We start from the raw sequence: 12,676 nt of genomic DNA, 5'->3' as shown, positions 1-12,676 counted from the left end.
CGGGTTCGGGTTCAGGCCGCGGGCCGGTCGCCGGCGGACGCCATCGGGTCGCGCACGAGATCGGCCCTCACCGCGCGGGCGACGCGCGGCTTCTGGCTGTCGATGAAGAAGTGATCGCCCTCGTAGAGCCGAAGCACCGTCTCGCCCCGCGAGACCGCGCGCCATTGCTCGAGATCGGGGATCGGCACGATCGCGTCGTGCCGGCCGCCCATGACGGTCATCGGACAAGCGAGGCGCACGCGGCCCGGCGCATAGGTCTCCACGATGCGGAAGTCGGCGCGCAGGATCGGCAGGAACATCGCCATCAGGTCGCGATGGGCGAGCACCTCCGGGTCCGTCCCGCCGAGGTCGCCGACCCGGGCGGTCAGCTCGGCGTCGCTCATCGTGTGCAGCAGCGGCAGCTGCGGCGGCAGGAAGGGCGCGCGCGAGCCGCTGACGACGAGCCGCGCGACCGCGCGCCCCGACGCCTCCAGATGCAGCGCCAGCGCGTGGGCCGCGAGCGCACCGAAGCTGTGGCCGAGCAGCACGAGCGGCTCCCCGTCGGCGTCGCCGACTTGCCGGGCGAGCTCCTCCACGAGCGCGGGCATCGCGTCGAGGAGGGGCTCGCCGAAGCGCGCACCCCGGCCGGGCAGCAGCGCGGCGCGGACCTCGGCGACGGGCGCGAGGTGCTCCGGCCAGCCGTCGAACACGTCCTCGGAGCCGCCGGCGTAGGGGATGCAGAAGACCCGCATGGTCAGCCCGCCCGGCGCAGGGAGAGCGGACGCATGTCGGTCCACACCCGCTCGATGTAGTCGAGGCAGTCCTGGCGGGGGGCCGCCTCCGGGCCGGTCTTGCGCCACCCGTCCGGGAGGTCGCGGTAGGCCGGCCAGATCGAGTACTGCTCCTCGTCGTTCATCACGACGTGGTAGAGTTCGTCGGTGCGGGCATCGCTGGTAGAGGCCGTGGTCATGCTCTCAGGCTCCTGTGCGGGCTGCGGCGGCGGGGTCGGCGGTGGTCCGGGCGACGGGCACCTGCCAGCCGTCGGGGGCCGGCGCGAGCCCGTGCTGGATGTCGAGCAGCGTCTCACGGTAGAGCCGGGCGACGCGTTGCGAGGGGAGGTCGAGGCGAAGCCCGCTCTCGTCGCCGAGCGTCTCGACGGGGGCGACGACCGCGCCGGTACCGCAGCCGAACAGCTCGACGTCCTCGCCCGCGCGGATCGCGTCGAGCACGGCGTCGATCTCGATCGCGACCTCCTCGATCGGCGTGCCGAGGGAGGCGGAGAGCCGCACGAGGCTGTCGCGGGTGATGCCGGGCAGGATCGTGTCCGTCAGCGCCGGCGTCATCAGCCGCTCGCCGATGCGCACGACGACGTTCATCGCCGTGAACTCCTCGAGCTTCGTGCGGTCGCGCGCGTCGAGCCACAGGAGCTGCTGGAAGCCGAGCTCGCCGAGCTTGGCGGCGGCGGCGAAGCTCGCCGCGTAGTTGCCCGCCGCCTTCACCGCCCCGGTCCCGCCGGGCCCGGCGCGGCAGTAGCCGCGCTCGATCCAGGCCTTGATCGGCTTGGTGAAGAAGGCGTCCGACGGGGTCGCGACGATCGAGAACGTGTAGCTCGTCGAGGGCGTCACCGAGAGATGCGGCGTCGCGCCGAACATGAACGGGCGCAGGTAGAGCGACTGACCCTTCTCCTCGGGCACCAGCCGGTCGAGATGCGCCACGAGCCGCGAGAGCGTGTAGACGAACATCTCCTCGGGAAACGCCGGCATCCCGAGCCGCGCGGCGGAGACGTTGAAGCGCCGTGCGTGGTCGTGGGGGCGAAACAGCAGCGCGGTGCCGTCGATCGCGTCGCCGAGGTTGCGGTAGGCCTTCATGCCTTCGAAGATCGCCTGCCCATAGTGCAGGGCCTGCACCTCGGGGTAGATCCGCATCGGCTCGTGGGCCTCGAGACGGGGCGTCTGCCAGGCCCCGTCCGCGTAGTGCGCGATCGCCATCACCGGCGCCATGAGCGTGCCGAAGCCGAGATCGGCGGGCAGCTCGGTGCGCTCGACCCGGGCGCTCAGCTCGGGCGAGAGGCCGATCCAGGTCTTCTCGGGCGTGTGGATCGTCATCGGCTCAGCTCCAGCACAGGAGCGGCTGGTCCTCGCCGGCGCTGCCGACGAAGCCCGAGATCGTCAGGCGCTCGCCGTCGATGATCTTGCGGATGGCGTGCACGCAGGCGGTGTTGATCATGATCAGGTCGCCGACCTGGGGCTGGATCACGATCGACTCGCGGGGGAGCATGTCGCGGGTGTAGCCGTAGCTGCCCTCGAAGCGGTCGGCGATCTTCTCGTACTCGGCGTCCTCGATGACCACGTCCCAGGTCTCGAGCTCGCCGCCGACGCGCGAGGTCGTCAGGTAGACGTTGACGCCGATCTGGTCGCGGATCTTGGTCGGCTCCTCCTCGACCGCGCTGGTCTCGCGGTAGATCAGGTCCTGGTGCGGCAGGCCCTCGCTGCCCTCGCGCCAGAGGCGGGAGATGCCGAAGGGCGCCTTGCGGCCGCTGTTGCGCATCAGGTTCGCGCCGCCCGGCCAGCTCTCCTCGAGCGTGAGCCGCAGGAGGTCGATGGGCGAGGCGTGGGGCTCGCTGACCTCGCGCATGTGCCGCTGGAGCACGATGCCGTGCTCGAAGTAGCGGCGGTGGCGCTCCTTGTCGCGCCGCGCCGCCCAGAAGGAGTCGATGTTGCTGGCGTAGATGCCAGCTCCCGCCCCGTCGTCGATGTCCGCGACGACCCGCTCGGCGAGCGCGGCGCAGTATTCGGGGTGGTAGAAGTTCGGCACACGCACGACGATGAGGTCGCGCTTGAACAGCCGGAGGAGCACGTCCTCGGTCAGCGTGTCGACGACCGCGAGCTTGTCCTGGATTGCCATGTCTCGGATCCCGCTTGTTCGGAGTTGTTCGTCGAAAGGGGGCTGTGGGAAGGGGTCAGGCCGGATACGCGGCCTGGAACGGGCGCGGGATCTCGGCGCGAGGCGCGAAGGCCGCGTCGATCGCGGGCGGGTGCGGCAGGCGCGAGCGCGGCGTCGCCGCGGGCGCCGGAGCGATGCCGTCCGCTCGCGGAGCGGTGCGATGGCCGCCCCCGCGCAGGATGCGCGCAGGCTCGTTGTCGGCGACGGGGAAGAGCCCCGCGACCGTGCGCAGCGCGTCGTACTCGTGCACGGGACCCAGCCGCTCGAAGCTGCAGCCGGCGCGCTTGAGGATGCGCTCGACGTAGACGTCGTAGACCGAGACGACCGAGCGCAGCCCGATCGTGCGCGCGGAGGCGAACAGGCCGGCGAGCAGCATGCGCGTCGCGTGGTTGATGCCGTCGGCGTGGAAGTCCCGCGCGGCCTCGGTGTCGACGCAGAAGCGCGAACTCTCCCAGACGTCCGCGCCGCGGATCGGCCCGCGCGCGCCGGCCACCTCCGGGAAGACGTCGGACAGCATGTGCGGACCGAGCGTCGGCAGGAGCCGCAGCGAGGCGACGAGGCGGCCCTCGGCGGAGAGGACGCAGACGTAGAGCGGGTCGAGATCGTCGAAGCGGTCGATCTCCAGGCCCCCGCTGACGTCGACGGACCAGCCCCGGCGGTCGAGGAACAGTTGCGCGCGCAGACGGAACATCTGATTGCAGATGTCCGGATGCTCGTCCCACTGCGAACCCCAGAGAACGGTGATCATACGGGAATCTCCCTATGCGCCAGCGCCTTGGTGGGAGAGTGGTGACACAATCGGGAAATGTGGGCACTACCGCAGAAATCACGTAGGGGCCGTGCGTATTGTGGTCATCAAAGTGCCACGGAGCGCCGGTCAAGCTCCCTCTTTCGCCCCGAGAACGGGCAGGCGGGCGCATCTTTCGGCGCGTTTCGACGCGATTCGCTCGGTGGGCGGGCGTGGAGCGGCGGCCAACGGTGCGGCGCGATCGCGGCGGCGTGTGGGCCCCGGTCGGCTTCGCCGATCATGCGCCCCGCAGTGGAATGGGCGGGCGCGTCCCGGGCGGACGGGAACTTCGCCGCATCTGCGCCTTTCCACTCGGGACCGATCGGCGCAGCCTCCTCGCGGCGCGAGAACGGCTGCGCACGAGACGGGTTCGTGAGAAACGGGTTCGTGAGAGACGGGCGGGTCCCGGGAGGTACGAGCGATGCGACGCACGATGTCCGGAACCGCGACGGCGCTCCTCGCGCTCGTGCTGACGCTCGCCATCGCCACGGCGGCGCGGGCGGTGCCCGTGCAGACCACGACCACGCTGAACCTGCGCGCCGGGCCGGGAGTCTCCTGGGCGGTCGTCGCCACGATGCCCGCGGGCGAGGTGATCGATCTGCGCGGCTGCCAGGGCACCTGGTGCTTCGTGGTCTATCGCGGTTCGCTCGGCTGGGCGAGCGGGCGCCACCTCGCGCGCATTCCAGTGCGGCCGCGCATGCAGCCGCGTTTCCCCCTCCTCGACCTGTTCGATCCGCAGGGCCGGCCCGGGCCGCGCTACGAGGCGCCGCCGCCCCCGGTCGCGCCGCCGCCGCGGGTGATCGAGCGCCCGGCCCCGCGCCCCGAGCCGCAGCCGCAGCGCCGGGCGCGACCCGAGCCTTCCCCCGCGCCGCAGCAGCGCCCACCGGAGCGTCCCTCCGCACCCCGCGGCGGTGGCGGGCTGCTGCGCGACGCCGCGCCCGTGGTGAACGTCCCGCGTCCCGACGGCGAGCCGCAGCCGCGGACGCGGTCTCGCGACGGTGCCGACGCCCCGGCACGCACTCCCGACGTCGACGCCGGCACCGATGCGGGCACTCCCGGCGAGCGCCGCCTGCGCCGCGAGGGCGCGGGCGGGACGACGGGGTCGGACGTGTTGTGAGGCGTGGACGCCCCGGGCCGCGCCCCGATCGGGCGGGGCGCCTCTTCCGTGCGTGAGCACATCCCGCCGAAGTCGACGCGTTGCGGCCACGCGCGCGGTGGCGCAACGATGATGCGCCATGGCCGATCGAGCGTTGCCACGCTTGCGAGCCGGCTGCCCACCGGATAGTTTACATCTAATCCGTCGTGGGAGACGGAGCGACCTGCCGGTCCACGGCAGCAGGGAGACAATCCGCTCATGATCAAGACCATGCTCAAGGCGAGCGCCTTCTCGATCGCGCTGGCGACGGCGCTCGGCGCGACGGGCGCCCCCGCCTTTTCCCAGGAGGTCGTCTACAACCGCGGCAACGACACCGATCCGTCGTCGCTCGACCAGCACAAGACCTCGACCGTCGCCGAGGCGCACCTGCTGCGCGATCTCTACGAGGGCCTCGTCGTCTACGACACCGAGGCCGAGGTGATCCCGGGCGTCGCCGAGAGCTGGGAGGTGTCGGACGACGGCACCGTCTACACGTTCCGCCTGCGCGAGGACGCGCGCTGGTCGAACGGCGATCCGGTCACGGCGAGCGACTTCGTCTTCGCCTTCCGCCGCATCCAGGATCCGGCCACGGCCGCGGGCTACGCCAACATCCTCTTCCCGATCAAGAACGCGGCCGCCATCAACGCGGGCGACATGCCGAAGGAGGAGCTCGGCGCCCGCGCGGTCGACGAGCGCACGCTCGAGATCACACTCGAGAACGCGACGCCCTACTTCCTCGAGTTGCTCACGCACCAGACCGGCCTGCCGCTCCACCAGGCCTCCGTCGAGGAGCACGGCGACGCCTTCACGCGCCCGGGCAACCTCGTCTCGAACGGCGCCTACGTGCTCGAGAGCTTCACGCCGAACGACCGGATCGTGATGCGCAAGAACCCGAACTTCCACGACGCCGAGAACGTCGCGATCGACGTCGTGAACTACATCCCCTTCGAGGAGCGCGCCACCTGCGTGCGCCGCTTCGAGGCGGGCGAGGTGCAGTCCTGCTCCGACCTGCCCTCCGAGCAGATCGCCGACCTGCGTGCGCGCCTGGGCGACCAGGTCCGCGTCGCGCCCTATCTCGGCACCTACTACCTGCCGATCAAGGTGACCAAGGAGCAGTTCGCCGACCCGCGCGTGCGCGAGGCGATGTCGATGGCGATCGACCGCGTCTTCCTGGCCGAGGAAGTCTGGCAGGGAACGATGGTGCCCGCCTACTCGCTCGTGCCGCCCGGCACGAACAACTACGTCGCGGAGGCGCCGCAGCTCGCGTACGCGGACGTCGACATTCTCGACCGCGAGGACAGTGCCATCGCGCTGCTCGAGGAGGCGGGCGTCGCGCCGGGCGAGCTGACGGTGGAGCTGCGCTACAACACCTCGGAGAACAACAAGAACACCATGACGGCCGTGGGCGAGATGCTGCGCAACATCGGCATCGAGTCGACCTTGACCGAGATGGAGGGCGCGACCTACTTCAACTACCTGAAGGAGGACGGCGACTTCGACATGGCCCGCGCCGGCTGGATCGGGGACTACAACGACCCGCAGAACTTCCTCTTCCTCTACGAGTCCGACAATCTCGGCTTCAACTATCCCCGGTGGGCGAACGAGGAGTACGACGCGCTGATGCAGCGGGCCGAGACGGAGACGGACATCGAGGCCCGTGCCGAGATCCTCGCCGAGGCCGAGCGGCTGTTCCTGTCGGAGGTGCCGGCGATCCCGATCCTGTTCTACACGTCCAAGGCGCTCGTCTCCCCGAACCTCGAGGGCTGGGAAGACAACATCATGAACGTGCACGGCACGCGCTTCCTGTCGCTGTCGAACTGAGCACGCCACCCGCCCCCGCGCGCGGCCGCCCTCCCCTCCTCGGCCCGCGCGCGGGACGCCCGCGCAGACAGGAACCCGACGCCCCATGCTCGGCTTCGTCCTCCGGCGCCTCGCCGGTGCGATCCCGACGATCTTCATCGTCGTGACGATCGCGTTCTTCATGATCCGGGCGGCACCCGGCGGCCCGTTCGACCTCGAGCGGCCGCTCGACCCCTTGATCATGCAGAACCTGAACGCGGCCTTCCATCTCGACGAGCCGCTCTGGCGCCAGTACCTGCTCTATCTCGGCAACCTGCTGCAGGGCGACTTCGGCCCGAGCTTCACGCGCCGCGACTTCTCCGTCGCCGATCTCTTCGCGGTGGGCCTGCCGGTCTCGGTGACGCTCGGCGCGCTGGCCCTCTCGCTCGCGCTCGTCGTCGGCGCCTCGCTGGGCGTGCTCGCGGCACTGCGCCAGAACAAGGGCGCGGACTACGCCGTCGTCGGCATCGCCACCTTCGGCATCACCATCCCCAACTTCGTCGTCGCGCCGATCCTCTCGCTGCTCTTCGGCGTGTGGATGGGCTGGCTGCCGGCGGGCGGCTGGGGCACGCCGGCGCACATGGTCCTGCCGGTCGTGACCCTCGCGCTCCCCCAGATCGCCATCATCGCCCGCCTCACCCGCGGCGCGACGATCGAGGCGCTGCGCTCGAACCACGTGCGCACCGCGCGCGCCTACGGGCTGCCGACGCGCACGGTGGTGATCACGCACACGCTGCGCGCGGCGATCCTGCCGGTCGTCTCCTATCTCGGCCCCGCCGCGGCGGCGCTGCTGACGGGGTCGGTCGTCGTCGAGACGATCTTCGGCATCCCGGGAATCGGCCGCTACTTCGTCCAGGGCGCGCTCGCGCGCGACTACACGCTCGTGATGGGCACCGTGGTCGTGATCGCGATCTTCGTCGTGATCTTCAACCTGCTCGTCGACATCGCCTACGCGCTGCTCGACCCGCGGGTGCGCTACGAAGCCTGAGGGAGGCCCGGCCATGCAGATGCGCCTCGACCCCGCCGCGGACCCGGACGACCTCGCCAGGTCCCTCGCGGACGCCGGCCCCTCCCGCTCGCTGTGGCAGGACGCCTGGCTGCGGCTGCGGCGCAACAAGGCCGCCGTGGCGAGCGGGCTCGTGCTGGCCTTCTTCGCGCTCGTGGCGATCTTCGGGCCGTCGCTCGCGCCCAACCGCTACGACGAGGTCTTCCCGCAATACGTGCGCGTGCCCGCGAGCCTCGAGGCCTACCCGCGGGCGGAGCGCATCGTGCCGGAGTTCGAGAGCGTGCTCGCCCGCGCCCGCGTGGAGGTGGGCGAGATCACGCTCGAGGGCGGCACCATCTCCGCCCCGATCGTCACCGATCGCGGCATCGACCCGCGCTTCGTGCGCTTCGTCGAGCGCTCGAACCTCTTCACGCACGCGCGCATCGTCGACGTCTCGGCGGACGAGACCCGCGCCACGATGGTGGCGGACGTCCAGCGCACCTACTTCTTCTTCGGCACCGACGCGATCGGCCGCGACCTCTTCGCACGCACCATGATCGGGGTGCGCATCTCGCTCGCCATCGGGCTCCTCGCCTCGCTCACGGCCCTCGTGATCGGGGTGACCTACGGGGCGGTGGCGGGCTTCCTCGGCGGGCGGATCGACGGGGTGATGATGCGCTTCGTCGACATCCTCTATTCCCTGCCGTTCATCTTCTTCGTGATCCTGCTCGTCGTGTTCTTCGGCGGCAATTTCGTGCTGATGTTCCTCGCGGTGGGCGCGATCGAGTGGCTCGACATGGCGCGCATCGTGCGCGGCCAGACGATCTCCTTGAAGCGCCAGGAATTCGTGCAGGCGGCGGAGGCGCTCGGCGTGAAGCCCGGCGGCATCGTGCGCCGCCACATCGTGCCCAACACGCTCGGGCCCGTCGTCGTCTACCTCACGCTGCTCGTGCCCAAGGTGATCCTGCTCGAGAGCTTCCTCTCGTTCCTCGGGCTCGGCGTGCAGGAGCCGCTGACCTCGCTGGGCGTGCTGATCTCGGAGGGCGCGGCCAACATGCAGGGCGCGACCTGGATGCTGATCTTCCCCGCCGTCACGCTCATCGTCATCCTGTTCGCCCTCAACTTCCTGGGCGACGGCCTGCGCGACGCGCTCGACCCGAGGGATCGTTGATGAACGCGATGACCGACGATCCCGTGCTGACCGTACGCGGCCTCGAGGTCGCCTTCGAGACGAACGACGGCACGATCGAGGCCGTGCGCGGCATCGATCTCGACGTCCGCCGCGGCGAGACGGTCGCCATCGTGGGGGAATCCGGCTCCGGCAAGAGCCAGTCCATGATGGCGGCGATGGGGCTCCTGGCGTCGAACGGGCGGGCGCGCGGCACCGCCGTCTATCGCGGCCGCGAGCTCGTGGGCATGCGCGAGCGCGACCTCAACCGCATCCGCGGCGACAAGATCACGATGATCTTCCAGGAGCCGATGACCTCGCTCGACCCGCTCTACCGGATCGGGCGCCAGCTCGCCGAGCCGATGATGCACCACCGCGGCCTCTCGCGCCGCGCCGCGCGCGAGAAGGCGATCGCGCTGCTCGACCGCGTCGGCATCCCGGACCCGCAGCGGCGCATCGACGCCTACCCGCACGAGCTCTCCGGCGGGCAGCGCCAGCGCGTCATGATCGCCATGGCGCTCTCCAACGACCCGGACCTGCTCATCGCGGACGAGCCGACGACGGCGCTCGACGTGACCGTGCAGGCGCAGATCCTCACGCTCTTGGCCGATCTCCAGCGCGAGCGGGGGATGGCGATCGTGTTCATCACCCACGATCTCGGAATCGTGCGCCGCTTCGCGAGCCGCGTCTACGTCATGCGCCGCGGCGAGGTGGTGGAGAGCGGGGACACGCACACCGTCTTCGCCGCGCCACGCCATCCCTACACCCGCATGCTCATCGACGCCGAGCCCACCGGCGAGAAGGCGCCCCCGCCCGCCGACGCGCCCATGGCGCTCTCGGGCGAGCGCGTGCGCGTGTCCTTCGACATCGGCGGCGGGTTCCTGAAGGGGCCGCCCGTCGTGCTCAAGGCGGTCGACGACGTGACGTTGCGCCTGCGCAAGGGCCAGACGATCGGGATCGTCGGCGAATCCGGCTCCGGCAAGTCGACGCTCGGGCGCGCGCTGCTCAAGCTCCTGCCCTGCGAGGGCCGCGTCGTCTTCATGGGGCGCGACATCTCGGGTGCGACGAAGCAGGACATGCGCCCGCTGCGAAAGGAGCTGCAGCTCGTCTTCCAGGACCCGTTCGGCTCGCTCTCGCCGCGCATGACGATCGGCCAGATCGTCACGGAGGGCCTGCTCGTGCACGAGCCGGGCCTCTCGGCGAAGGACCGGGAGCAGCGGGCGGCGGAGGCGCTGCGGGAGGTGGGCCTCGATCCCGCGATGCGCAACCGCTACCCGCACGAGTTCTCCGGCGGGCAGCGCCAGCGCATCGCCATCGCCCGCGCGGTGATCCTCAAGCCCCACGTCGTCGTCCTCGACGAGCCGACCTCGGCCCTCGACCGCTCGGTCCAGAAGCAGATCGTCGCACTCCTGCGCGACATCCAGGCCCGCTACGGCATGGCCTACCTCTTCATCAGCCACGACCTCGCCGTCGTGCGCGCCATGGCGGACTACGTCATGGTGATGCAGGCGGGACGCGTCGTCGAGGAGGGCGACACGGGTGCCATCTTCGAGCGCCCGGCGAGCGACTACACGCGGAGCCTGATGCACGCCGCCTTCGCGCTGACGGACTTCCACGAGGAGGCGCGCCGGGTGGCGCAGGGCGGCTGAGCCCCGCGCCCCCTCTACCGCCTGCCGAAGAACCCCTCCATCATCGACCGCATCATCGCGATCTGCGCGTCCTGCATCTCGCGGCCCGCGTCGATCATCTTCCGGTAGGCGTCGAAGGCGGCCTCGGCGGCGGCCTGGGGGTCGGAGGGCGGGTCGGGCTCGGGCTCCGGCTCGGGCTTCGGCGGCGCGCCCATCATCGCCGCGAACATGGCCTCCCAGGGGTTGGCCGCGGGCATGTCCGCGGGCTTGGTCGCTCGGGATCGCGTGACCTCGGGCGTCGGGGCGTCGCGCCCTCCCCCACCGCCGACGCCGCCTGACGCGTTCATCCGCGCGCCCATCATCGCCATGCCGTCCATGAGGGTGGAGGCGAGGATCGGCAGCATCTTGCCCGTCGCCTCCCCCGCCACGCCCGAGAGCGCCGCCGCCTGCTCGGACACGCGCGCGACGTAGTCGGGCGAGCCGAACATGGTAGCGAGCGCGTCCGCCCCGGTGTCGCGGGAGCGCTTCGAGAAGGCGGTCTTCGGGTCGGTATAGGCGCCGGAGAAGGCGCCCGTCGCCATCATGCGCACCAGCGCGTCCATCGCCTCGGGGCTCGCCGCCGAGCGCTGGAGGCCCATGGCGAAGGCCGGCACGAGGGCCGCCACGGCCTTGCGCGTGTCCTCGGTCGAGAGGCCGAAGGCCTGCGCGAGGTTGTCGAAGGCGGCGCCGCCCTGGGCGGTGCGGATCAGGTCGAAGAGGTTCGTCATCGCGGGCTTTCGCGCTCGTGCTGGCTCGCGGCATCCTGGGGCAACGCGCGCGGGAAGGAAACAGCGATCCGTCGCGGGCCTATTCCGCCGCCTTCAAGGCGGTGCGCCCTTCACCGTCCGCCGACGCGGGCGCGGACCCGGCCGCCTTCGGCTTCCAGGGCGAGGCCTTGAACCAGCCGACCACCCGGGCGGTGGCCACCAGCGCCGCGATGCCCGCGACGTTGGCGATCGCGTAGGTGACGGGCTCGCGCCCGGCGAAGTCGAGATAGATGCCGGCGAGCCGCGAGACGACGAGCCCCACCGCGAACACGGCGAGCGTCTGCTGCCCCACCATGGCGAGCACCCGCGCCGGCGCGTTGTGCAGGAGCCCGCCCCAACGGTCGACCACCCACAGCGCCACATGGGCGAGCGCGAGGAAGTGGACGAGCCGCAGGATGCCGAAGCGCGTCTTGCCGATCAGGGGCGCGAGCGCCTCGCGCGCGGCGCCGAGCCAGTCCACCGCCTGGAAGACCGGCCAGTAGGCGAAGGGTACCGTGACGAGGAGGATCGCGACGCAGGCCCCGAGCAGCAGCGGGCTTTCCCGTGGCGGGACCGGCAGGTCCCCGCGCATCCAGAAGAAGCCGAGGAAGAAGAGCAGCTGCCAGCCGAAGGGATTGAAGAACCACGTGCGGTCCGACCACGGCTCCGCCGGCAGGTCGAGCAGGCGCAGCTGCGCCGCCAGCCACAGCGCCGCGACGAAGACGAGGGCGAGGCCGACGCGCACCCGCGCCAGCGCCACGACCACCGGCATCAGCGCCAGGATGACGAGGTACATCGGCAGGATGTCGAAGTAGTTCGGCACGTAGGTCAGCGTCAGGAAACCGACGAGGTTCGTCGCCGTGTCCTCGAAGAAGGGCACGAGGTTCAGCTGCTGCACGTAGGTCTTGTCGCCGAACGGCATCGGGCCCATCACGACGACGAGCGCGGCGATGACGAGGAACACCGCCACGTGCACCCAATAGACCTGCCAGACCCGCTGCGCGACACGGGCGGTGCCGATCCCCATCCCCTGGCGGTCGAACACGCGCCCGAAGGCGATGGCCGAGGCCATGCCCGACATGAACACGAACATCTCGGTCGCGTCCGAGAAACCGTAGCGGGCGGGGATGAAGTTCGACCACAGGTTCCACGGCACGTGGGCGATCATGATGATGATCATGCCCAGCCCCCGGAACACGTCGAGGCGCGCGTCGCGCGGGCGGGCGGCGGCGGGCGGTCCCGCTTGGCTCGTCGGCATGGCGTCCTCCGGCGTGCTCGTGCTGAGGCGTGGGCCACGACGTTCTATACGCGCGTGGCGGGCAGGCGTGTCACGATCCTGCGAGGATCGCCACGGCGCGAGAAATAGGTGCGCGGGGGCGTGCGCGCCCGCGCCGCATGCTCTAGTTATCGCGCGGCCCGCCTCGAGC

At 71.0% G+C, this 12,676-nt stretch carries 12 protein-coding genes; 5 read left to right on the top strand and 7 right to left on the bottom strand.

All coding sequences use genetic code 11. The features are described from left to right. Positions 1-11 precede the first annotated feature (11 nt). From AB9M23_RS01975 to AB9M23_RS01955, 5 genes are read right to left on the bottom strand one after another with little or no spacing between them, the layout of a single operon-like run. Complete coding sequence (locus AB9M23_RS01975; RefSeq protein WP_372422059.1) at positions 12-731, bottom strand: thioesterase II family protein; 720 nt, start codon at positions 729-731, stop codon at positions 12-14. 2 nt (positions 732-733) lie between these two features. After that, on the bottom strand, positions 734-949 hold the full coding sequence (locus tag AB9M23_RS01970; RefSeq protein WP_372422057.1) for an MbtH family protein: 216 nt from the start codon (positions 947-949) through the stop codon (positions 734-736). A gap of 4 nt (positions 950-953) precedes the next feature. Continuing rightward, positions 954-2,084 (bottom strand): branched-chain amino acid aminotransferase, encoded by a 1,131-nt coding sequence (locus AB9M23_RS01965; protein ID WP_372422055.1) that lies wholly within the window; start codon positions 2,082-2,084, stop codon positions 954-956. 4 nt (positions 2,085-2,088) lie between these two features. Further along, positions 2,089-2,883 (bottom strand): 2OG-Fe(II)-dependent halogenase WelO5 family protein, encoded by a 795-nt coding sequence (locus tag AB9M23_RS01960; RefSeq protein WP_372422054.1) that lies wholly within the window; start codon positions 2,881-2,883, stop codon positions 2,089-2,091. Between the two features lie 55 nt (positions 2,884-2,938). Beyond that, a complete protein-coding gene (locus tag AB9M23_RS01955; protein ID WP_372422052.1) occupies positions 2,939-3,670 on the bottom strand; it encodes an acyl-homoserine-lactone synthase in 732 nt (243 codons plus the stop codon). A gap of 460 nt (positions 3,671-4,130) precedes the next feature. On the opposite strand from AB9M23_RS01955, the gene AB9M23_RS01950 reads away from it, so the two are divergent. From AB9M23_RS01950 to AB9M23_RS01930, 5 genes are all read left to right on the top strand, one after another. Further along, on the top strand, positions 4,131-4,826 hold the full coding sequence (locus tag AB9M23_RS01950; protein ID WP_372422050.1) for an SH3 domain-containing protein: 696 nt from the start codon (positions 4,131-4,133) through the stop codon (positions 4,824-4,826). A gap of 249 nt (positions 4,827-5,075) precedes the next feature. Continuing rightward, complete coding sequence (locus AB9M23_RS01945; protein WP_372422615.1) at positions 5,076-6,665, top strand: peptide ABC transporter substrate-binding protein; 1,590 nt, start codon at positions 5,076-5,078, stop codon at positions 6,663-6,665. An 85-nt stretch (positions 6,666-6,750) separates the two neighbouring features. Next, on the top strand, positions 6,751-7,671 hold the full coding sequence (locus AB9M23_RS01940; RefSeq protein WP_372422048.1) for an ABC transporter permease subunit: 921 nt from the start codon (positions 6,751-6,753) through the stop codon (positions 7,669-7,671). 19 nt (positions 7,672-7,690) lie between these two features. Further along, positions 7,691-8,839 carry an ABC transporter permease gene (locus AB9M23_RS01935; protein WP_372422613.1) on the top strand — a complete coding sequence of 383 codons (1,149 nt, stop codon included), beginning with the start codon at positions 7,691-7,693 and terminating at the stop codon, positions 8,837-8,839. An 8-nt stretch (positions 8,840-8,847) separates the two neighbouring features. Continuing rightward, positions 8,848-10,485 carry an ABC transporter ATP-binding protein gene (locus tag AB9M23_RS01930; RefSeq protein WP_372422611.1) on the top strand — a complete coding sequence of 546 codons (1,638 nt, stop codon included), beginning with the start codon at positions 8,848-8,850 and terminating at the stop codon, positions 10,483-10,485. Positions 10,486-10,499: 14 nt separating this feature from the next. Here AB9M23_RS01930 and AB9M23_RS01925 read toward each other — a convergent pair whose 3' ends face one another. Beyond that, positions 10,500-11,231, bottom strand: a complete 732-nt coding sequence (locus tag AB9M23_RS01925; RefSeq protein ID WP_372422046.1) for a DUF937 domain-containing protein — start codon at positions 11,229-11,231, stop codon at positions 10,500-10,502. A gap of 79 nt (positions 11,232-11,310) precedes the next feature. Continuing rightward, positions 11,311-12,507: an OpgC family protein gene (locus AB9M23_RS01920; RefSeq protein ID WP_372422045.1), complete on the bottom strand. Its 1,197-nt coding sequence runs from the start codon at positions 12,505-12,507 to the stop codon at positions 11,311-11,313. Between the last annotated feature and the right edge of the window lie 169 nt (positions 12,508-12,676).

Source organism: Salinarimonas chemoclinalis, from assembly GCF_041514305.1.
Classification (GTDB): Bacteria; Pseudomonadota; Alphaproteobacteria; order Rhizobiales; family Beijerinckiaceae; genus Salinarimonas; species Salinarimonas chemoclinalis.
This window is presented reverse-complemented; position numbering and strand designations above follow the sequence as displayed.